This window comes from Acidimicrobiales bacterium, from assembly GCA_036491125.1.
Classification (GTDB): Bacteria; Actinomycetota; Acidimicrobiia; order Acidimicrobiales; family AC-9; genus AC-9.
In genome coordinates this window covers 1-20916 of the sequence record DASXCO010000177.1, presented here as the reverse complement: position 1 = coordinate 20916, position 20916 = coordinate 1, and the positions used below count along the sequence as shown (strand labels likewise).

Below are 20916 nucleotides of genomic sequence, written 5' to 3'. Positions count from 1 at the left end.
GTAGGGCTTCAAGGGCACCATGCCGGCCACGGTGAACATCACCGTGGGGTCCTTGGACACCAACGAGGCCGAGGGCTGGTAGTGGTGGCCCCGCTCGACGAAGTAGTCCACCCACGCCTGACGCAGCTGGTTGGAGTCCATTTTCACCATGACTGACACGAAGCCTATCGGCCGCATCGGGACGGTCTCCGGGCGTCGACGCTGCCCCCGTCCGGGCCCGCGCCAGGCCGGGCCTTCCCCTCCGCGACAGGGCCTCGAGCCGCCGGGAACCTGCCGCAACGACGTCCGGTCGTCGCGCAGGGCGCTCTCCAGCCCTACACACGACACGTTGGGTCGCCGGCCCGCAGCGCCACGTTCTTGACGCGTCTATTGGCGATGCGGAGGGGTGTTGCCGGCGGTGAGGCCGCGACGCGGGTGCCGGGGCGCCGGGGCGGACGGTGACGCGGGCCGGGTTTCCACCTGGGCCCGCAGCTCGGCCTCGTGCTGGCGCATGGCGTCTCGTCCGTCAGCGACGGCCTGGCGCACGTCGACGCCCACGGCGCGAGCCGCCTGGCTCAGGTCGGACGAGATCCGGTGCGGTGAGTACCGCTCGACCGTCTCCCGCACCACCCGCATGATCCACAACGACATGCCGAACCCGAGCCCGGCCCCCATCGTCAGCCATAACAGCCGCTTGAACACGACCTACCGCTCCCTCCGCTGGCGGAACTCACGTGCAGCCAGGCTCGTACCCCTACCCAGGGCCCTGGCCTTGATCACCGGAGTCACCAGAGTGAGGTCGGGCAGCCGGGCGCGCCCGTTGCCCCGGCGCGAGACCGATGGTGGCGCGCCGTGCTCCACCCGCTCCCCGTCGCCGTTGGAGTGCACGCCCGAACCAGCCGAAGCGGCCGAGCCGTCCATGCCACCGTGACCGAGCGGCAGCGCCTCGGCTCGAAGCTCCCCGACAGCGCGACCCAGCTCTCGCGTGGCGCGGTCCAGGTTCGCTACCGCCGCGACCAGGCGAGCGAGTAGCACCATCACGACGAGCGCGACGACAGACGCGCCGGCGACGCCACCCGCCACCGCCGCCAGCTCCCAGGCGTTCACCTCGTACCAGTCCCCATCGGCCCCACTCCCTCACTGACCTGCACTCGCCGCACCTGAAGGACGACCCGTCTCCATCACTAACGTAGCGGCGCTGGCTCCAGCCGGGTCCCGAGCGGCTGGGAGGCGTACCCTCGAACGCAGTCGACCCGGGGAGACGCGCGTGCTGGATATCGACCAGCTCATCGACGACTGCAGGGGTGCCCTCGCCGACCCCAGCCCCCACCTCGGAGTCAAGGAGGTCCTCGCTCGGGCCATGGCGAGGCCGGCCGAGGTCGAGGCGGCGCTGCCGGCGACGAGGGCCGAGCTGACCGCCATCCATCGCTCGCCGGAGCTCACCGTCCTCAAGGTGGTCTGGGCGCCGGAGATGGTCATCCCGCCCCATGATCACCGGATGTGGGCGGCGATCGGCGTCTACGGCGGCGGGGAGGACAACACCTTCTACCGCCGCGGCGAGGACGGCATCGTGGAGACCGGCGGTCGGGAGCTGCGCACACGCGACACCCTGATTCTCGGCGACGACGTCATCCACTCCGTGACGAACCCGCGGCGGCACGACTTCACCGGCTCGATCCACATCTACGGCGGCGACTACTTCGGTGTGCCTCGCAGCCTGTGGGACGCAGAGACGCTCGAGGAGGGTCCCGCCGACGGCGCCCGGTTGCAACAGCTGTTCGTCGACGCCAACGCCCGCCTGACCGCCTCCGGCTCCGACTCCGGCTAGGGAGCTGGCCGCCCGCCAGGGCGCGTACCTACGACGCCACGAAGCCCGGTCGCTAGTACCGCGCAGTAGGGCGGTACGCTCAAGTCAGACGACAAGGGGGAGACCAGGTGAGGACGCACCAATGGGTGGCGGCGGCCGTCTGCGGGAGCCTGTTTCTCGCCGCGTGCAGCGCCAGCCAAAGCAACACGAGCCCGCACACCTCGAGCCAATCTCAGGCGTCCCAGCCGGGCGGGAACCCCTGTGTTCCTGGCGCCTGTGGCGTCACGGTGACCACGATTCACGCCGATAACCCGCCTCCGGCCGCGACGAACGCCGTGCGGGCATGGGGAGCCGCCCATCTCGCCGCACTGCGGGCGTTGAGCGACCAGGCGACGCAACTTGGCAGAGGCTCGGGCACGGCCGACCAGCTGAAGTCCGGCTGCAGTCAGCTCGGCTCGGCCGTCCAGACGGCCCTGACCATCCCCCCGCCGCCCGATCCCGTCGCCGCCGGACATCTCGCCGACGGTCTACGCCAGCTCCAACAGTTCGTCCGCGACTGCCCCGCCGCCTTCAGCGGCGACTCGGCGGCGGGATCCCGGCTGGTGCTCGAGGAGACGCAAGGCACCTCGCAGATCGAGATGGCGACCCAGGCCGTGGACGCTGCCGGCGGGTCACGACCCTAAACGAGCTGCCCGGGAAGTGTCCCGCTCAAGCCCGAGAACGCCGATCATTGGCCTGCCTCCTAGTAATCGTTGGTAGCGAAGTACCTCCATATAAGGGTAAAACGGGCAAGGCCTTGCAAGAACAGGCGATTGCTTTAACGTAGCCTTTCGTAGCATTGATCCGTCCAATTGTTGCGTGGCGGATCACTCAACCAGGGCGGAGACCCGGGGGGGATGCAACTTTCTGTTTGGCGTCGACTTGGCGCGTTCATTTTCGCGGGACTGATCATGCTTGTCACCGCGGGCGTATCGGGGTTTGCCCTCGAGCAGACCGTCGTCGCCACGAGCGGCAGCGGTCAGTCGCAGTCTCAATCCGCGGTGCACGGGCACCTTGCCGCAGCCACGTCACCCTGTGGATTCGGCGGGAATGGCGGAGGGTTGCCCCTTCCCAGGCAATACCTCGTCAACGGGAGTCCGGATCAGGGGGTCGACTATGCGGCGCCACCGGACACACCGGAGTGCGCCATGGGAGACGGTGCCGTCGTCGGGAACGGCATCAACGGGTTCGGGCAATGGGCTCCGATCGTCCAGATCAATACCGGACCGCTCGCCGGTCGGTTCGTCTATTACGGCCATGCTGGACCCGACGGTCTCGTACGAGGCGGGGGCGTGGCGAACGGGCAACAGGTGTCCAGCATCGGCGCCGGGATCGTCGGCATCTCGACGGGACCGCACCTCGAGATCGGGTTCTGGTGCCCGCTGCCGGGACAGCCGCCGGCCATCGGAAACCCCTGTGGCGACGGCGTCGACATGCTCAACTACATCAATGGGGCGCTCGGCGCCTCGAACTGCTCGTTTGTCGGGGCAGATCAGGTGTGCGGGGCCATACGGGACAAGTACAACGCTCTCGGCGGACCCAACGTGCTGGGCAATCCCATCACCAACGAGTCGCCGACTCCAGATGGGATCGGCCGGTACAACTACTTCAGCAACGGCTGGGCCATCTACTGGACTCCTAACACCGGGGCGTGGTCCATCCACGGCGCGATCCTCAACCATTGGGCCGCCATGGGCTGGGAGCACAGCGTCGTCGGCTACCCGATCACCGACGAGAGCGGTACCCCTGACGGTGTCGGGCGATTCAACCATTTCGCCAACAACGGCTCGATCTACTGGACACCCAACACCCAGGCGCACGAGGTGCACGGGGCGATCAGGGACAAGTGGTCTGCCATGGGCTGGGAACGCGGCGTGCTCGGTTATCCCGTCATGGACGAGAGCGTCACGCCGAACAAGGCCGGCCGCTTCAACTTCTTCAGCGGGCACGGCGCCATCTACTGGACGGGATCAACTGGTGCGAATTCGATCCACGGGGCGATCCTCGACAAGTGGGGCGCGATGGGCTGGGAGAACAGCGTCCTCGGCTTCCCCGCCACCGACGAGCGCGGCACACCCGACGGCGTCGGGCGCTTCAATCACTTCAGCCTTGCCGGTTCGATCTACTGGACCCCGGCGACGGCGGCACACGAGGTACACGGGCTGATCCGAGACAAGTGGGCGAGCCTCGGCTGGGAGACGGGATGCCTCGGCTATCCGATCAGCGACGAGCTCGCCGTCGCCGGTGGGCGCGTGAGCAACTTCCAGAAGGGCACGATCAGCTTCGCTGCCGCGTCCTCGACGACGACATCCAGCTGCGGCGGGTAAGCCCGCCTCGCCCCACGGCGCTCGAGCATGCCTCTGCAGCTACGCGTTCGTGGTGTCGACGACCTCAGACCGGGGTGCCGTGGCCACCAGCCCCTCGGCATGGCGCTCGGCAATTCTGCAGGCGGCCCGCCGGAAGCGACTCAAGTACCGCATGAGGCGATCGAGTGTCGCCTGGGCCTGAGCGGTCAGCCCCCCACATGCCTCCAGGCTCCAGTGACGCGAAACAAGCGGCTCCAAGATCCCCTCGTAGTGGATGGCCAGGTCGTAGATCCGCTCCCTGGCAATCGCTCGTGCGTGCTCGGCGAACCCCACGATGCCCACGCCGGGCATGTCGAAGTTCATCACCTGGCGAGCGATGGCCTCGACGGTCCCGGACGGGTCGACCTCCAAGGCGGCTGACACCAGGTCTCGATAGAAGAGAAAGTGGAGGTTCTCATCGGCCGCCACCCGCTTCATCACCTCATAGCCCGCAGGATCGTCGAGGGACTTGCCGGTGTTGTGGTGGGCGATGCGGGTGGCCAGCTCCTGAAGGGTGAGGTAGGCGAACGTGTCGGCCGCTGTTGTCGGCTGAGGGGCCTCGCCCCCGCAGACCTGGGCCATCCTCGCCCGCTCGAGCAGCACCGGATCGATCTGGCGGGTGATGGTCAGGTAGTCGCGGATGACGATGGAGTGCCGTCCCTCCTCGGCCGTCCACCGCCTCACCCAGGTGCCCCACGCCCCGTCGCTGCCGAACATCTGCTCGATAGCACTGAAGTAATAGGGCAGATTGTCCTCGGTGAGAAGGTTGACGAACAGGGCGCTTCGGACACCGCTGGGCAGCTTCTCCAGCGACACAGGCTCCCCGCGTACGAAGTCGCGGCCCCTGCTCCAGGGCACCAGCTCGTGCGGAAACCACTCCTTGGCGGTCCGCAGGTGACGCTCGAGCAGGCGCTCGGCGGCAGGTGTGAGCTCGCTCAGCAGACCGGAATCGTTCATGGGCTCCCTCCCAGCAGCCTACGGTAGCGTAGGTTACGCTACCGTAGCTGCTGGGCGGGGCCAGTCGCCAGCCCTGGAGGGGCAGTGGCCAGAGTGCGGATGACCGGAAGCCAGAGACGGGAGCAGCTGCTCGAGGTCGGTCGATCCGTCTTCGCCGAGCGGGCCTACGACGGGGCGTCGATCGAGGAGATCGCGGCGAAGGCGGGGGTGTCCAAGCCCGTGGTCTACGAGCACTTTGGCGGCAAGGAGGGCCTCTACGCCGTGGTCGTCGACCGCGAGGTGAGCCGGCTCCTCGAGACCATCCTGGCGACCCTCGAGGCGAGCAATCCCCGCGAGCTGTTGGAGCGGGCCGCGCTCGCTCTGCTCGAGTATGTCGAGGAACACACCGACGGCTTCCGCATCCTGGTGAGGGAGTCCCCGGTTCCCTCCGCTACGGGAAACTTCGCCAGCGTGCTCAACGAGGTCGTGAACCAGGTGCAACCGATCGTCGCCGACATGTTCAAGGCCCGTGGCTACGACCCCAAGCTCGCCCCCATCTACGCGCACTCCCTGGTGGGCATGGTCGTGTTCACCGGACAGTGGTGGTTGGATGCGCGCAAGCCCAAGCGGGAGGTGGTCGCTGCTCACCTCGTCAACGTGGCCTGGAACGGGCTCGAGAGGTTGGATCGCTCTCCCCGCCTGACCTCCCGAGCTCGCCACAAGCCGCCCACGGAGCCCGAGCCGCACGCCGACACTCCGAGCTGACGCTGTGCAGTCCTTAGGTTGGCGGCTCGTCGCTGTCCGGGTCCCGTCGGGGTCCTTCGACAGCCTGGTGTAAATCCCCGCCCTGAGGGCCCCAGAGCTCCCGCAGCCGCTCGCCCACCTGCGCTTCCGCTCCGTGTTCCGACGGCTCGTAATAGCGATGCCCGGCGACCTCGGGGGGACGGTACTCCTGGCGCACCCACCCGCTCTCGTCGTCGTGGGGATACTCGTAGCCCTGTCCGTGGCCCAGGCGTTGCGCGCCGCGGTAGCTGCCGTCTCTGAGCCGAGCAGGCACCGCGCCCGCCGGTAGGCGCTGCACGTCCTCGCGGGCCCGGGTGAGGGCGACCGTGACCCGGTTCGACTTGGGCGCCGAGGCCAGGTGGACCACCGCCTGGGCGAGGTTGAGGCCGGCCTCCGGCAACCCGACGAACTCGACGGCTCGGGCCGCGGCGTCGGCGACGACCAGGGCCTGCGGGTCGGCCATGCCGATGTCCTCACTGGCCAGGATCACCAGGCGTCGGGCGATGAAGCGAGCGTCCTCGCCCGCCTCCAACATGCGGGTCAACCAGTACAGCCCGGCGTCGGGGTCCGAGCCTCGGACGCTCTTGATGAAGGCGCTGATGATGTCGTAGTGGTCGTCCTCCCCGTACCGGAGAGCTCTGGTCCCCCGCGCCGCCTCGGCGTCGTCCAGCGTGACCCGACGCAGCCCTCCGCCCCCGGCCGAGTCATCTTCGGCGCGGCGGGCGGCCAACGCCAAGGCCACCTCCAGGGAATTGAGCACGACCCGGGCGTCGCCGTCGGCCTGGTCGACCAGGTGCTCCACGGCGTCGTCATCGGCCTCGGCGGCCTCACGGGTGAGGCCCCGACGCACCAGCTCCCGCAGGTCGTCAGCGCCGAGCGGGTCCAGACGGAACAGGCTCGAGCGACTCATCAGGGGCGCGTTCACCTCGAAGAACGGGTTCTCCGTGGTCGCCCCGATCAGGACGAGCGTCCCGTCCTCGACCGACGGCAGCAAGGCGTCCTGCTGGGCCTTGTTGAACCGGTGCACCTCGTCCAGGAACAGGATCGTCCCCTGCCCGTGCTCGGCCAGGCGCCGGCGGGCGCCATCGACGACCTCTCGCACATCCTTCACACCGGCGGTCACGGCCGACAGGGGTACGAAGGCCTTCTCACTGCTCTCGGCCACCAGCCGGGCGAGCGTGGTCTTTCCCGTCCCGGGCGGGCCCCAGAGGATGACCGAGGACAGCCGATCCGTCTCGATCAGGGCCCGCAGCGGGGCGCCCGGGCGCAGCAGGTGGTCCTGGCCCACCACCTCGTCGAGGGTGCGGGGCCGCAGCCGGGCAGCGAGGGGAGCCTGCCGGGCGAGTCGCTCCTCGAGCGCGGCGTCGAACAGGCCCGGTCCTGTCCTCGCGCCGCGCTCCTGAGGCGGCCTCGGCGTCATTGCTTGCGGGGCGCGACCCGGATGCCCAGCTCGGCCAGCGATCCGGGATCAAGCTGCTTGGGCGCCCCGGTCATGGGGTCGACACCAGACTGGGTCTTCGGGAAGGCGATGACCTCTCGGATGTTCTCCTGCCCGGCGAGGACAGCGACGAACCGATCGATCCCCATGGCGAAGCCGCCATGGGGCGGCGCCCCGTACCGGAAAGCCTCCAGCAGGAAGCCGAACCGCGACTCGGCCTGCTCGTCACTGATGCCGAGGGCGGCGAAGATGCGCCGCTGCACGTCGCCCCGATGGACGCGGATGCTGCCGGATCCCAGCTCCCACCCGTCGAGCACCAGGTCGTAGGCCAGCGAGCGGACCCGCAGCGGGTCCGACTCGAGCAGTGAGATGTCCTCGGGGTGCGGCATCGTGAAGGGATGGTGGGCGGCCTCGGGTCGGCCGTCGTCGCCGATCCCGTCGAACAACGGGAACTCCACGATCCACACGTAGCGTGGCGGGCCCTCCCCGACGGGCGGCCGACCGAGGTCCAACCGGAGCTGTCCCATCACCGCGCACGCCGGACCGTGCTGGTCGGCCACGGCGAGCACCAGGTCGCCGGGCTCGGCGCCTGCAGCGGCGATGATGCCGGCCTGCTCCTCCTCGCTCAGGAACCGCGAGACAGGGGACTCGAGCGCAGGGTCCGAGTCTGCGTCGGCGCCAGGCACCACCCGGGCCCAGACCAGCCCCTTGGCCCCCAGGCCCTTGGCCCGGTCCACCAGGGCGTCGAGCCGGGACCGGCTGAGCCCACCCTCGCCACGCACCCGGAGCGCCTTGACCGACTCGGCCCGGAACGCATTGAACTCGGTCTTCGCCAGGACCGAGCCCAGGTCGACCAGCTCCATCCCGAAGCGCAGGTCGGGCTTGTCGGTCCCGAACCGGTCCATGGACTCGGCCCAGGTGATGCGTTCCATGACTGGCCGCTGCCGGCCGGTGGCCGCGTCGTCTGCGTCGAGGACGGCTTCGGAAACGAAGCCGATCACGTCGTCCTGCCCCACGAACGAGGCCTCGAGGTCGAGCTGGGTGAACTCGAACTGGCGATCAGCGCGCAGGTCCTCGTCCCGCATGCAGCGCGCCAGCTGGAAGTAGCGGTCGAACCCGCCGACCATGAGGAGCTGCTTGGCGATCTGCGGGCTCTGGGGAAGCACGTAGAACGAGCCGGGCTGGCGGCGCGACGGTACGGCGAACTCCCGAGACCCCTCTGGCGTCGGCGTCCACAGCAATGGTGTCTCCACCTCGGTGAAGCCCTGGCGCTGCATCGCCGCCCGGATGGCGGCGTTGACGCGTGCCCGCAGTCGAAGGTTGACCTGCATCCGGTCCCGCCGCAGGTCCACGTACCGATAGTGGAGCCGCAGCGACTCGTCCGCGTCGATGCGGTCGGTGACCGGAAAGGGGGGCGGGTCGGCGGTGGCGAGGATCTCGACCTCGCAGTCGCCGACCTCCACCTCACCGGTGGCCAGCGCCGGGTTGACCGTGCCCTCGGGGCGGAGACGCACCGTTCCCGCCACGGCGACGACGTACTCCGATCGCAGGTCGTGGGCGTGGTCGACCACGCATTGCACGACGCCGGTGTGGTCGCGCAGGTCCACGAAGGCGAGGTGCTCACCGTGCTCCCGGCGGCTGGCCACCCAGCCGCACAGCCGCACGGCCCGCCCGGCGTCGGACGCCCGCAGCGTCCCGCAGTAGTCGGACCGCATCCCGGCGGCGGGCGGTCCCGGAGGCGGACCCGAGGAATCAGCCGGCCCAGGAGGCCGGCCCGAGGGCTCCGCCGGCGAGCTCACGAGCGGGCGCGGTCGAGCGCGTCCCGCACCGCCTTGGCGACCTTGGGGCGCGGCACCTGCTCCTCGTCACGCTCCGAGCGCAGCCAGTGCACGGTCACCGTGCCGGCCGATGCCTCGTCGGGACCGACGATGAGCGCCACCTCCGCCCCGGAGCGATCCGCCGCCTTGAGCTGGGCCCTGGCCGAGCGCCGATCGAACGCCCGATCGACACGCAGGCGGGCCGTTCGCAGCTCGTCGGTGAGGTCGCGTGCGGCGGCGCCCCCCGTGAGGTCGACCACGAACGCGTCGAGCGAGGCCGCGGGCGTCGGGAAGGCGCCCTCGGCATCGCACGCCTGGAGCAGGCGCTCGATGCCGATGCCGAAGCCGATGCCAGGCGTCGGCGGTCCCCCGAGCGCCTCGACCAGCCCGTCGTAGCGACCGCCCCCGCCGACGCCGTTCTGAGCCGTCTCGAGCGCCATGGCGGCGAACTCGAAGGTGGTGCGGGTGTAGTAGTCGAAGCCGCGCACGAGCCGGTGGTCGATCGAGTAGCTGACGCCGAGGGCGTCCAACCCGGCTTGGACACGTCCGAAATGGCCGGCGCACGGTCCGCACAGCGACTCAAGCAGCCGGGGCGCGCTCGCCGTGACTCGCACGCACGCCTCGTCCTTGCAGTCCAGGACCCGCAGCGGGTTGACCGCGTAGCGCTCACGGTGCTCGTCGCACAGCGCGTCCCGGTGCTTCTCGAGGTAGGCGCGCAGCGAATCGATGTACGCCGGGCGGCAGGTGCCGTCACCCATCGAGTTGAGCTTCAGCTCGATCCGCGAGAGCCCGAGGCCAGCGAAGAAGCGAGACGCCAGGGTCACGACCTCGACGTCGAGGTCGGGATCCTCCGTGCCGAGCGCTTCCACTCCGAGCTGGTGGTGCTGGCGGTACCTCCCCGCCTGGGGACGCTCGTAGCGAAACGCTGGCGTGACGTACCACGCCTTCCACACCACCGGCGGCCGCAGCTGGACGAAGGCCCTGACTATGGAGGCAGTCCCCTCAGGTCGAAGAGCGAGGTGCCTGTCGCCTTTGTCCCGGAATTCGTACATCTCCTTGCCGACCACATCGGTGCCCGCTCCCATCCCGCGCACGAAGACCCCGACCTCCTCGAACATGGGGCTCAGGACCAGTCCGTAGCCGGCCCGCTCGACCTGCTGACCGAACGCCACCACGAGGGCTTCCCACCGGGACGAGTCAGGAGCCAGGACGTCGCGGGTCCCTGCTGGCGCTTGGAAGGCTTGAGGCTGCTGGGACACGACTCGTCAGGTTAGTTGCAGGCCTCAGGCACCCTTGCCCGGGAGTATTCGGTAGGCGTCGTAGACGCTGTCGAGGCGCTTGATGGTCCCGATGACCGAGTCGAGGTGGCTCGGGTCGGCCAGCTCGAACTCGAAGCGCATCCGGCTGACACGGTCAGCTGCGGTGTGGCTGGAGCTGGCCAGGATGTTGATGTGGTGCTCGGCCAGGACCTTGGCCACATCGGCCAGCAGACGGGCCCGGTCCAGCGCCTTGACCTCGATCGACGCCACGAACACGCCCGTCGCGTCACGATCCCACTCCACCTCGATCAGCCGTTCGCCGGTCTGTGACGACAGGGACATGGCGTTGGCGCAGTCGCCACGATGCACCGAGACCCCCCGGCCCCGGGTGATGAAGCCCAGGATCTCGTCGCCCGGGACCGGCGTGCAGCATCGCGACAGGCGGATCATCACGTCGTCCAGCCCCTCGACGTACACGCCGGTCGACTGCCGGCGGCTCGGACGCCGCGGCGGCCGCGCCGTCGTCGGCAGCTGCTCGTCGTGGCCCCCGCCCCGCAGCTGGCGGGACAGGCGCTGGGCGACCGAGATCGCCGACACGTGCCCTTCGCCGATGGCGGCGTGCAGCGCGTCCAGGTCGGCGTAGTTCATGGACTCGGCCAGCGTGCTGATGGAGGCCGAGGCGGCGAGCTTCTGCACCGGAAGGCCCTCGCGCCGGAGCGCCTTGACCAGGTCGTCCTTGCCCGTCTCGATGGCGTCCTCGCGGCGCTCACGACTGAACCACTGGCGGATCTTGTTGCGGGCGCGGGGCGTCACGACGAGCTTGAGCCAGTCGCGGGACGGGCCCGCGGTGGGCACCTTGGACGTGAAGATCTCGACCGTGTCGCCCGAGTGGAGGGCGGAGTCCAGCGGGATCAGCCGCCCGTTGACCCGGGCCCCGATGCAGCGGTGCCCGACCTCGGTGTGGATGGCGTAGGCGAAGTCGATGGGGGTGGCCGCAGTGGGCAGGGCGAGGACCTTGCCCTTGGGAGTGAAGACGTAGACCTCGTCCTGGTCCAGGTCGAGCTTGAGAGTCTCGAGGAACTCGGTGGGATCGGGGGTGTCCCGCTGCCAATCGACGATGCGCTGGAGCCAGACGATCTCGGCGGGTGTCGAGTGCTCCTTGTAGCCCCAGTGGGCGGCGATGCCGAACTCGGCCCGGTTGTGCATCTCCTTGGTGCGGATCTGGACCTCGAGGGGCTTGCCCATCGCTCCCACGACCGTGGTGTGCAGCGACTGGTAGAGGTTGAACTTCGGCGTGTTGATGTAGTCCTTGAAGCGCCCCGGCACCGGGCTCCAGATGGCGTGGATGGCACCCAGTGCGGCCCAGCAGTCTTTCTCGGACTCCACGAGGACCCGGATGCCCACCAGGTCGTAGATGTCGTCGAACTCCTTGCCCTTGACGACCATCTTCTCGTAGATGCTCCAGAGATGCTTGGGTCGACCCGTGACCTCGGTCTTGATGGCCACCTCGTGCAGGCGCTCCCTGACCGACTCCAGCACCTGGGCCAGATAGATGTCGCGCTCCGGCGAGCGCGTGGCGACCATCTGCTCGATCTCGGCGTAGCGCTTGGGGTGGAGGGTGGCGAAAGCCAGGTCCTCCAGCTGCCACCGGATCTCCTGGATGCCGAGACGGTGCGCCAGCGGCGCGTAGATGTCGAGCGTCTCCTGGGCGGTACGGCGCTGCTTCCACGCCGGCATGCCGGCGATGGTCCGCATGTTGTGGAGGCGGTCGCCCAGCTTGATGATCAGGACCCGCCAGTCCTTGGCCATCGCCACCAGCATCTTGCGCATGGTGGCGGCCTGCTGCGCCTCCCTCGAGTCGAACCGCAGGCGGTCGAGCTTGGTGACACCGTCGACGATGGCCGCCACCACGGGCCCGAAGTCCTCCGACACCGAGTCCAGCGACAACCCGGTGTCCTCCACGGCATCATGGAGGAGGGCTGCCGCGATCGTGACGTCGTCGAGGCCCAGCTCGGCGACGACGGTGGCCACGGCGAGCGGGTGGTTGATGTAGGGCTCGCCAGAGTTGCGGACCTGGTCCACGTGGGCCCGCTCGGCGACCCGGTAGGCCTGGACGATGAGCGAGGTCGGAGCCTTGGGATGTCGGGCCCGGAAGGCCTTGATCACCGGCGTGACGGCCGGGGTGGGCGCGGACGCCTGTCGATGCCAGGGCAACAGGGCCCGGTCGACGCCCACCATGCGCATCACGACCGGATGCTCACGCCTCGACCCTGACCAGGGCTACACGAACCTCCATTGTCCTACGGTAGTCGGCGGGCCGGCGCCAGGGCATCATCCCAGGGGTCTTCCGCGGTGCCAGCTACCGGCGTTTGCCCTTCTTTCGAGGGCGAGGCGAGGAGCGTCCAGCCGACGGGCGGCCTCTGTTCGAGCTCGGTCGGGGGCGCACGGCGGGAGTGGGGGCGGGACGTCGGCCGGCACCATCTGCCGATTCCGCTGCCGCCCCGTCCTCGTGGGGGGTCCCGCCATCGCCCGTCACGGCGCCACCATCCACCTCCGCTTGCCTGGAGCGGTCCCCACGTCCGCCCCCGGATCCGGCTCGCACCAGGGCGCCCTGCTGGCTGCCGCTCCCGCGGGCTGCTGCCGCCGCCGCCGGCGTGAGCAGCGTCATGGCCTCGCCCCGGGCGCTCAGCCGCTGGCGGATCGTGGCGTACCGGCCCTCGCGCTCCTTCATCATGGCCAGCAGCGGCGAGGCGATGAAGATCGACGAGTAGGCCCCGCTGGCCAGGCCGATGAACAGGGCCAGACCGAACTCCTGGAGGGGCTTGGCCCCGAGGAACTGGGCTCCGATGATGAGGATCGACAGGATGGGCAGCAGCGCCACGAACGACGTGTTGATGGAGCGCATGAGCGTCTGGTTCATGGACAGGTTGACCATGTCCGTGTAAGTGAGCCGACCGGTCGACGCCAAGCCCTTGGTGTTCTCCTGGACGCGGTCGAACACCACGATGGTGTCGTACAGCGAGTAACCCAGGATGGTGAGGAACGCGACCACCGTGGCCGGCGTGACCTGCAACCCCGACAGGGAGTAGATGCCGGCGGTGACGAGGATGTCGTGGATGACGGCCACGATGGCCGCCACCGCCATCTTCCATTCGAAGCGCAGGGTGATGTAGAAGGCGATGGCGAGAAAGAAGGCCAACAGCGCGTACTCGGCCTTGGTCGTGATCTCGTGGCCCCACGTCGGGCCCACGTCGTTGATGCTGACCTGGGACGGCTGCACGTGGGCCACGGACGCCAGCTCGTTGGTGACGGACTGCTTCACCTGGGCCTGATGAGCTGCGGCGCCCGAGTTGACGTTGGCCTCCACGTCGAGCGTCTGGCCGCCGAGCACCGTGATCGTGGCATCCCCCAGACCGAGCGGGGTCACCGCCGAGCGGGCCTGGTCGACGCTGACGTGGGGCGCCACCACCTCCCACGAGGTGCCGCCCTTGAAGTCGATGCCGAAGTTGAGCCCCTTCACCCCGAGGGAGATGGACCCCACGATGATGATCACGGCTGACAGCAGGAACCAGCGCCACCGTTTGCCGACGAAGTCGAAGGCGGTCTCGCCCCGGTACAGCCGCGACCCGAGGCCACGCACGCCACCCCTCCGCTGGCTCATACCGGGGTCCTCGCCCGGCTGCGGGCGGGAGCGCTATCCGGCTCGGGCGCAGCCGTGGATGCCAGACCCCTGGCCACGCCGAGCCACCGGGCCTCGGTGAAGAGGCGGCTGCGCCCCACCATCACGACCATCGGCCTGGTGAAGCTGTACGTGATGATGACGTCGAGCAGGGTGGAGAGCCCCAGGTAGAAGGCGAAGCCCCGTACGGCACCCACGCTCAGCCAGTACAGGATGGCGGCACCGATGAACGACACGGCGTCGGCCGCCAGGACGGTACGGAAGGCGGAGCGGAACCCCCTGTCCACCGACGAGCGGATGGTCTTCCCGGACCGTATCTCGTCTTTCAATCGCTCGAAGTAGACGACATACGAGTCAACGGTGATACCGATGGACACGATGATGCCGATCACGCCGGACAGGTCGAGGGCGAGGCCGTTGCTGTGACCCAGGTACGACACGATCGCCCACAGCAGGGCGGCGGTCAGGACCAGTCCGGCGACCACGATCACCCCCAGGGCCCGGTAGTAGGCGATCATGTAGAGCATGACCAGGCCCAGCCCGACGAGGCCGGCGACCAACCCCGCGTGCAGCGAGTCGCGGCCCAGGGTGGGCGACACGGTGGTGACGGTCTGCTGGTTGAGCTGGACCGGTAGGGCGCCGTAACGGAGGATGAGGGCCAGGTTCTTCGCCGACGACTCGTTGAAGCTCCCGGTGATCTGACCCTGGCCGCCGAAGCTCTGGGCATTGATCGTGGGCGCCGACTGCACCGTGCCGTCGAGCTCGATGGCGACCTGCTTCTGGTAGTTCTGCTGGGCGAGCTGGTCGAACTTCGGCGATCCCGAGCTGGTCAGCGTGAAGTTGACCTGCCAACCGCCACCGCTCTGGGGCACGGCGGCGCTGGCGTTCTTGATGATGCTCCCGTTGAGGATGGCCGGGCCCAGGACGAACCGAGTCGTCGAGTTGATCTCCGGCAACAGCACGTTGCTCTGCGAGGTGTCACTGCCCTTGGGCGTACTGGGCACGCTGGCGAGGGTTGGGTCGACCTGCCCGGCCGCGGCCGACGACGAACAGGACGGAGGCCCGGCGGGCGGAGCGGGCTGGCCCGGTGCCGGTGCGGTGTACGGCGGGGCCGTGCACATCACAGGACGGAAGAACAGCTGCGCCGTCTGGCCCACCAGCTGGATCGCCCGCTGTTGGTCCTTGACGCCGGGAAGCTGGATGATGATATTGCCGCCCTCGCGGGAGATGTTGGGCTCGGCCACGCCGAGGGCGTCCACCCGGTTGCGGATGATCGAGATGGCCTGGTCGAGCTGGTCCTGGGGGACCTGGTGGGCCGGCTTGTAGGTCACCGACGCCCCGCCCTGGAGGTCCAACCCCAGCGCCGGCGCGTAGCCGAGGCCGAGCACCGCCCCCAGCGCCCCGAGGCAGACCACTACCGTCCCGATGGCCCATACCAGCAGGGGCCGTCTCACCGCATTGCTCCCATCTAGCCGGCGATCTCCTCGGGGCCGTCGTTGCGCCCGTGGCGACCCGAGCGTGGACCCCCCTCATCGGGCGGCTCGTGCCCGGTGGGCTCGTCGTCGAGAGAATCGTGCTCCGGGAACTCGTCCTCGTCGGTCTCGATCGGATGCTCCACCTTGCGGCCCAGCGCCTGTCGCAGCATGCCGATCGTCACGCCGGGGGCCACCTCGATGTAGACCCGGTCCTCCTCGATCGCCTCGACGTGGCCGACGATCCCGCTGACGGTCACGACCTCGTCACCGACATCGATGGACGAGACCAGGGCCTGCTGCTTGCGGACGCGTTGCTGCTGCGGCCGAATGAGCAGGACGTACATCAAGATGAGTAGCAGGGGCAGGAAAAGGAGGATTTCCATGGATTGGCCCTCCAAGGGGAGCAAACATCGAGATTACTCCAGGCGGGCTGGCGGCGGTTTTCAGGCCGACGTGGTGGGCTGAGGCGTCCATTGGCCGGCGAGCTCGGCCCGCAGAGCGGTGAGGGTCCCCTCCCCGATGGCCGCCCGCATGCGACCCACGAAAGCGAGGATCCAGGCCAGGTTGTGCATCGTGAGCAGTCGTCGGGCGGAGACCTCCCCGACGACCAACAGGTGGCGCAGGTACGCCCGCGACCAGCGTCCGCAGACGGCACAGGGACAGGTGGGATCGATGGGATCCGCGTCCCGGGCAAAGGCCGCGTTGCGCAAGCGCAGCGGACCTTCGGCCGTCATCGCCGTACCATGCCGGGCCAACCGGGTCGGCAGCACGCAGTCGAACATGTCGATGCCGACGGCGACCGACTCGACGAGGCCGACAGGATCCCCGACACCCATCAGGTAGCGGGGCCGGTCGGCTGGCAGCTCGGCCACGGTCGGGGCCAGGGCGGTGAGCATCTCGCTTCTCGACTCGCCGACCGATAAGCCCCCGATGCCGTACCCGGCGAAGTCCAGCTCCACGGTGCGGCGGGCGCTCTCGGCCCGCAGCGCCTCGTCGACTCCACCCTGCACGATGCCGAAGAGGGCCTGTCCCTCGCGTCCCGCCCGGCGATGGGCCTGGCCCGCCCGCCGGCCCCACGCCACCGTGCGATCGACAGCCTGGCGAAGGGCGGCGGGTGAGGAGGACAGCGGCGGGCACACGTCGAGGGCCATCTGGATGTCGGCGCCCAGCAGGCCCTGGACCGCCACAGCCTCCTCGGGCGTCAGCCGGTGGGCCGAACCGTCGTACGTGGAACGGAACGTCACCCCGTCGTCGTCCACCCTCGCTGCCAGCGACAGGACCTGGTAGCCGCCCGAGTCGGTGAGCACGTGACCGTTCCAGGCGGCAAAGCGGTGGATGCCGCCCATCTCGGCCACCAGCTCGGCGCCCGGGCGCAGCATCAGGTGGTAGGTGTTGGCCAGCGTGACCTCCACCCCGAGGGCCTCGAGGTCGGCGCTGGAGAGGGTCTTCACACTGCCGCGGGTCCCGACGGGCATGAAGCATGGCGTCGTGAAACGGCCGCGGGGGGTTTCCACCGACCCCGTGCGAGCAGCCCCGTCCGTGGCCGCCACAGTGAAGCGCAGCGTCACCGCCCCGCTCCGCTCCGGCTCACGAGCATGGCGTCGCCAAAGGAGAGGAACCGGTAGCCCTCGGCCAGGGCGACGTCGTAGAGCGTTCGCCACCGCTCCCCGCAGAAGGCGTCGACCAGCAGGAGCAAGGACGATCGCGGGAGGTGGAAGTTGGTCAGCAGCACATCCACGACACGGAACGGGAACCGGCCGTGGATGAACAGCGACGTGCGCCCGCAGAGCTCCCCGGTCGCGGCCGCCGACTCGAGCGCCCGCACCGTCGTCGTGCCCACCGCCACCACCCGCCGGGCCCGATCACATGCCTCCAGCGTCGAGGTCGGGACCGAGTAGCGCTCACTGTGCATGGCGTGGTCCTCGGGGCGGGCGGCCGTGATCGGCCGGAAGGTGTCGGCCCCGACGGCCAGCTCGACCGTCGCCAGGTCCGCGCCATGGGCGCGACAGCGCTCGACCAGCTCGGCGTCGAAGTGGAGGCCGGCCGTGGGTGCCGCCACCGATCCCGGCCTCCGGGCGAACACCGTCTGGTAGCGGTCGGGGTCGTCGAGAGGCTCGCGGATGTAGGGCGGCAGCGGGACCTGGCCCTGGGACTCGGGCAGGGCGGGATCGAGGAGGCGCACGATCCGGCGCCCGTCCTGGGGGTCCCGCCCGCCCCCGTCCCGCTCATCTCGGGCGCCGACCGCCGGCCCCCGGACCTCGGCGGCAGCTGCGTCGCCGGCGAACAGGGTCGTCCCCGGCGCGACGCGTCGGCCCGGTCGGACCAGCGCCTCCCAACAGCCGGCCCCGCCGGCGGCCGGCTCCAGGAGGAACACCTCGACAGCTCCTCCGGTGGCCTTGCGCAGCCTCAGCCGGGCAGGGATCACCCGGCTGTCGTTCACCACGAGGAGATCTCCAGGCTCCAGCACAGCCGGCAGGTCGGCCACCCTGCCATGACTCGGCGGCTCGGCCTCGTCCAGCGCCATCAGCATCCTGGCATCCGACCGCCGCCGGGAGGGCCGCTGGGCGACGGCCTCGGCGGGCAGTTGATAGTCGAAGCGGTCCAGGCCCACCCCCCGAGAGTAGGGGCGGCGCCTCAGTCGAAGAGGCCCTCGGGGGTGGGCGGGCTGTCCAGACCCAAGTGGCGCCACGCAGCCGGGGCCGGTACCCGGCCACGGGCCGTGCGCATCAAGAGCCCCCGTTGCAGGAGGAAGGGCTCGTACACGTCTTCGACCGTCTCGGGCTCCTCGCCCACGCTGACCGCCAGCGTGCTGAGCCCCACCGGCCGCCCCCCGAAGCGGCGGCACAGGGCCTCGAGGATCGACCGGTCCACCTTGTCGAGGCCCAGGTGGTCGACCCCGAACAGCTCGAGTCCCTTCGACGCGGATTCCCGGGTCACGGGGCCCTCCCCCCGGACCTCGACGAAGTCCCGGACCCGCCGCAGCAGCCGATTGGCGATACGGGGCGTGCCCCGCGACCGGCCCGCGATCTCCTCGGCCCCACCCTGGTCGATCTCCACCCCGAGGATGCGTGCCGTCCGTTCGATGATGGTCTCAAGCTCCTCGGCGGTGTAGTAGTCGAGCCGGGCGACGAAGCCGAAGCGCTCTCGCAGGGGGCCGGTGACGAGCCCGGTCCTGGTGGTCGCCCCGACCAGCGTGAAACGCGGGAGGTCGAGGCGGATCGAGCGGGCCGTTGGCCCCTTGCCGATCACGATGTCGAGCTGGAAGTCCTCCATGGCCGGGTACAGGATCTCCTCCACCGCCCGCGCCAACCGGTGGATCTCGTCGATGAAGAGGACGTCACCTTCGGCCAGGTCGGTGATGATGGCCGCCAGATCGCCGCCGCGGACCAGCGCCGGACCGGACGTGATCCGCAGACCAGCGCCCATCTCGTTGGCCACGATGCCGGCCAACGTCGTCTTGCCCAGCCCGGGAGGCCCGGCGAAGAGCAGGTGGTCCACGGCCTCGCGCCGCCGCCGGGACGCCTCGAGCACGATCTCCAGGTGCTCCTTCAGCTGGGACTGGCCGACGAACTCGACCAGACGCCGGGGACGGAGCCCGACCTCCTCGGCGGCCTCCACCGGGGCCGCGGCCGGATCGACGGCGCGGGTCACGTCGACGCCACCATCGGTGCCGTCTGTGCCGTTCGTGTCGGTATCCCGGCGACCGTGGCCCGCCTGGCCGTCGGTGCTCACAACCTCCCTGCGCCGGCTCACGGCGCGGCCGCCAGCTCACGGAGGGCCGCCCGCAACACCTCCTCGGTCGCGCCCTCGGCGGGTACCGACTGCAGCACCTGTCGCACCTCGTCGGGACCGTAACCGAGTCCGGCCAGCGCGGCGCGGACGTCGGCCCGAACGCCCGCTCCGCCCCCCGCCGCAGTCGTGGGCTCGGCGTCGAGGTCGGGCAGGTCGAGGCGGGTCTTGAGCTCGATCAGCAGGCGCGCGGCAGTCTTGCGGCCGACGCCCGGGACGAGCACGAGGGCGTCGATGTCGTCGGTCAGCACCGACCGCTGCAACGATGCCGGTGAGTGCGCCGACAGGATGGCGAGCGCCAGCGCCGGCCCCACTCCGTGCGCACCCACCAGAGCCTCGAAGCAACGGCGTTGCTCGCGCGTGGCGAACCCGTACAGAACGATGGCGTCCTCGCGTACATGGGTGTGCACGTGCAGAAAGGCCGGGCCGCCAGGCTCCAGGGCCGCGAGCGTCGACGTCGGGACCGCGACCCGGTACCCCACACCGCCCACCTCGACGAGCACCTCACCCTCCTCGCCCCGGTCGATCACCACGCCGCGCAGGGAGCCGATCATGCTTGACCTCCTTTGGTCGCGGCGGCATCGATCCGCCGGGCTCGGGGAGCGACGGTGAGGTGACAGATGGCCAGCCCGAGGGCGTCGGCCACGTCGCTCGGCGCCGGAGGATCCTGAAGGCCCAGCAGCACGGCCACCATGCGCTGCACCTGCTCCTTGGTCGCCGATCCGTAGCCGGTCACCGCCTGCTTGACCTCGTTCGCCGTGTACTGGGCGACGGTGCAGCCCGCCTCGGTCGCCGCCACCAGGGCCAGGCCGCTGGCCTGCCCGACGGACATCGCGGTGCGGGCGTTGGTCTGGAAGAACACCCGCTCGACGGCGACCGCGGTCGGCGACAGCTCGCCGATCAGCAGGCGCAGCTCCCGGGCGAGGTCCGCCAGCCGCTCGGGCAGGGGCGCGCCCACCTCCGTGGTGATGACGCCGGCGGCGATCGTCGACAGCTCCCCGCCACCGCCGGCGACGCAGCCGTAGCCGCACCTCGACAGGCCAGGGTCGATCCCGAGCACGAACACTCGTTCGAGCCTACTTGAGCCCGCGCCCGACAGCGCGGATCGTCCCACGGATCCTTCGGCTGTTGATCGTTTCGCGGGCAAACTATCGGCCGGCTGTAACGTGTGGCGCATGGGGGCTCGAGGTCCGGCCGACAAGCGGGCCACCCATCCGCTCATCAGCGGTGTGCCCGCCGAGCTGGCGCAACACACCGGGTTTCTCCTCTCCAAGCTCGGCCTGGCCACCAGCCGCCGCTTCGCCGTAGCTATGGAGCCCCTCGGCCTCGATGGTCGCCAGTTCGCCGTGATCACCGTGCTCGGCGCCCACGATGGCGTCGCCCAGCAGGAGCTGGCCGACCGGTTGCGGATCCATCCGAGCTCGATGGTCGCCGTCATCGACGACTGCGAGGCGGCCGGGCTCCTGGAGCGCCGGCGCGACCCCGCCGACCGACGTCGGTACGCCATCCACCTGACCGACAAAGGTCGTTCCCTGCGGGCTCGTGCCCAGCAGACCGCGGCCGCCCTGCG

Annotated in this window: 20 protein-coding genes; 5 read left to right on the top strand and 15 right to left on the bottom strand. The window is 69.8% G+C overall.

Annotated elements, in window-relative coordinates:
• Positions 1-366: 366 nt before the first annotated feature.
• Positions 367-681, bottom strand: a complete 315-nt coding sequence (locus VGF64_13950; GenBank protein HEY1635861.1) for a hypothetical protein — start codon at positions 679-681, stop codon at positions 367-369.
• Positions 682-684: 3 nt separating this feature from the next.
• Entirely contained in the window at positions 685-1086 is a 402-nt protein-coding gene (locus VGF64_13945; GenBank protein ID HEY1635860.1) for a hypothetical protein, read from the bottom strand.
• A 160-nt stretch (positions 1087-1246) separates the two neighbouring features.
• Here VGF64_13945 and VGF64_13940 point away from each other — a divergent pair, with 160 nt between their 5' ends.
• The 3 genes from VGF64_13940 to VGF64_13930 all read left to right on the top strand — a co-directional run bounded on the left by VGF64_13940 (position 1247) and on the right by VGF64_13930 (position 4152).
• Positions 1247-1807, top strand: a complete 561-nt coding sequence (locus tag VGF64_13940; GenBank protein HEY1635859.1) for a hypothetical protein — start codon at positions 1247-1249, stop codon at positions 1805-1807.
• 266 nt (positions 1808-2073) lie between these two features.
• Positions 2074-2469 (top strand): hypothetical protein, encoded by a 396-nt coding sequence (locus VGF64_13935; protein HEY1635858.1) that lies wholly within the window; start codon positions 2074-2076, stop codon positions 2467-2469.
• Between the two features lie 267 nt (positions 2470-2736).
• Positions 2737-4152 (top strand): hypothetical protein, encoded by a 1416-nt coding sequence (locus VGF64_13930; GenBank protein ID HEY1635857.1) that lies wholly within the window; start codon positions 2737-2739, stop codon positions 4150-4152.
• A gap of 39 nt (positions 4153-4191) precedes the next feature.
• On the opposite strand, the gene VGF64_13925 is transcribed toward VGF64_13930, so the two are convergent.
• Complete coding sequence (locus VGF64_13925; GenBank protein ID HEY1635856.1) at positions 4192-5127, bottom strand: acyl-ACP desaturase; 936 nt, start codon at positions 5125-5127, stop codon at positions 4192-4194.
• A gap of 99 nt (positions 5128-5226) precedes the next feature.
• On the opposite strand from VGF64_13925, the gene VGF64_13920 reads away from it, so the two are divergent.
• Positions 5227-5871: a TetR/AcrR family transcriptional regulator gene (locus VGF64_13920; GenBank protein ID HEY1635855.1), complete on the top strand. Its 645-nt coding sequence runs from the start codon at positions 5227-5229 to the stop codon at positions 5869-5871.
• Between the two features lie 13 nt (positions 5872-5884).
• On the opposite strand, the gene VGF64_13915 is transcribed toward VGF64_13920, so the two are convergent.
• The 12 genes from VGF64_13915 to ruvC form a co-directional block, all read right to left on the bottom strand.
• Positions 5885-7309 carry a replication-associated recombination protein A gene (locus VGF64_13915; GenBank protein HEY1635854.1) on the bottom strand — a complete coding sequence of 475 codons (1425 nt, stop codon included), beginning with the start codon at positions 7307-7309 and terminating at the stop codon, positions 5885-5887.
• A complete protein-coding gene (gene aspS, locus VGF64_13910; GenBank protein ID HEY1635853.1) occupies positions 7306-9042 on the bottom strand; it encodes an aspartate--tRNA ligase in 1737 nt (578 codons plus the stop codon). Before aspS ends, VGF64_13915 begins: the two co-directional genes overlap by 4 nt.
• A gap of 80 nt (positions 9043-9122) precedes the next feature.
• Complete coding sequence (hisS, locus tag VGF64_13905; GenBank protein HEY1635852.1) at positions 9123-10403, bottom strand: histidine--tRNA ligase; 1281 nt, start codon at positions 10401-10403, stop codon at positions 9123-9125.
• Positions 10404-10427: 24 nt separating this feature from the next.
• The gene (locus VGF64_13900) at positions 10428-12647 is read right to left on the bottom strand and encodes a bifunctional (p)ppGpp synthetase/guanosine-3',5'-bis(diphosphate) 3'-pyrophosphohydrolase (GenBank protein ID HEY1635851.1); all 2220 of its coding nucleotides are present in this window, start codon (positions 12645-12647) and stop codon (positions 10428-10430) included.
• Positions 12648-12762: 115 nt separating this feature from the next.
• Complete coding sequence (gene secF, locus VGF64_13895; protein HEY1635850.1) at positions 12763-14064, bottom strand: protein translocase subunit SecF; 1302 nt, start codon at positions 14062-14064, stop codon at positions 12763-12765.
• Positions 14061-15536, bottom strand: a complete 1476-nt coding sequence (gene secD, locus VGF64_13890) for a protein translocase subunit SecD (protein HEY1635849.1) — start codon at positions 15534-15536, stop codon at positions 14061-14063. Before secD ends, secF begins: the two co-directional genes overlap by 4 nt.
• A 14-nt stretch (positions 15537-15550) precedes the next feature.
• The gene (yajC, locus tag VGF64_13885) at positions 15551-15940 is read right to left on the bottom strand and encodes a preprotein translocase subunit YajC (protein HEY1635848.1); all 390 of its coding nucleotides are present in this window, start codon (positions 15938-15940) and stop codon (positions 15551-15553) included.
• Positions 15941-16000: 60 nt separating this feature from the next.
• Positions 16001-17107 carry a tRNA guanosine(34) transglycosylase Tgt gene (gene tgt / locus VGF64_13880; protein ID HEY1635847.1) on the bottom strand — a complete coding sequence of 369 codons (1107 nt, stop codon included), beginning with the start codon at positions 17105-17107 and terminating at the stop codon, positions 16001-16003.
• Positions 17108-17121: 14 nt separating this feature from the next.
• On the bottom strand, positions 17122-18168 hold the full coding sequence (queA, locus tag VGF64_13875) for a tRNA preQ1(34) S-adenosylmethionine ribosyltransferase-isomerase QueA (protein ID HEY1635846.1): 1047 nt from the start codon (positions 18166-18168) through the stop codon (positions 17122-17124).
• A 23-nt stretch (positions 18169-18191) separates the two neighbouring features.
• Positions 18192-19289, bottom strand: coding sequence for a Holliday junction branch migration DNA helicase RuvB (ruvB, locus tag VGF64_13870; protein ID HEY1635845.1), 1098 nt, complete (start codon positions 19287-19289; stop codon positions 18192-18194).
• Between the two features lie 17 nt (positions 19290-19306).
• Positions 19307-19900: a Holliday junction branch migration protein RuvA gene (gene ruvA / locus VGF64_13865; protein HEY1635844.1), complete on the bottom strand. Its 594-nt coding sequence runs from the start codon at positions 19898-19900 to the stop codon at positions 19307-19309.
• Positions 19897-20412: a crossover junction endodeoxyribonuclease RuvC gene (ruvC, locus tag VGF64_13860; protein HEY1635843.1), complete on the bottom strand. Its 516-nt coding sequence runs from the start codon at positions 20410-20412 to the stop codon at positions 19897-19899. Before ruvC ends, ruvA begins: the two co-directional genes overlap by 4 nt.
• Before the next feature lie 109 nt (positions 20413-20521).
• Here ruvC and VGF64_13855 point away from each other — a divergent pair.
• On the top strand, positions 20522-20916 hold a 395-nt coding region (locus VGF64_13855; protein ID HEY1635842.1), incomplete at its 3' end, for a MarR family winged helix-turn-helix transcriptional regulator.

Coding starts and splice junctions, on each gene's coding strand:
- VGF64_13930 (HEY1635857.1), top strand. CDS start 2,737: ATGCTTGTCACCGCGGGCGTATCGGGGTTTGCCCTCGAGCAGACCGTC.
- VGF64_13925 (HEY1635856.1), bottom strand. CDS start 5,127: ATGAACGATTCCGGTCTGCTGAGCGAGCTCACACCTGCCGCCGAGCGC.
- VGF64_13920 (HEY1635855.1), top strand. CDS start 5,227: ATGACCGGAAGCCAGAGACGGGAGCAGCTGCTCGAGGTCGGTCGATCC.
- VGF64_13915 (HEY1635854.1), bottom strand. CDS start 7,309: ATGACGCCGAGGCCGCCTCAGGAGCGCGGCGCGAGGACAGGACCGGGC.
- aspS (HEY1635853.1), bottom strand. CDS start 9,042: ATGCGGTCCGACTACTGCGGGACGCTGCGGGCGTCCGACGCCGGGCGG.
- VGF64_13900 (HEY1635851.1), bottom strand. CDS start 12,647: ATGCGCATGGTGGGCGTCGACCGGGCCCTGTTGCCCTGGCATCGACAG.
- secF (HEY1635850.1), bottom strand. CDS start 14,064: ATGAGCCAGCGGAGGGGTGGCGTGCGTGGCCTCGGGTCGCGGCTGTAC.
- yajC (HEY1635848.1), bottom strand. CDS start 15,940: ATGGAAATCCTCCTTTTCCTGCCCCTGCTACTCATCTTGATGTACGTC.
- ruvA (HEY1635844.1), bottom strand. CDS start 19,900: ATGATCGGCTCCCTGCGCGGCGTGGTGATCGACCGGGGCGAGGAGGGT.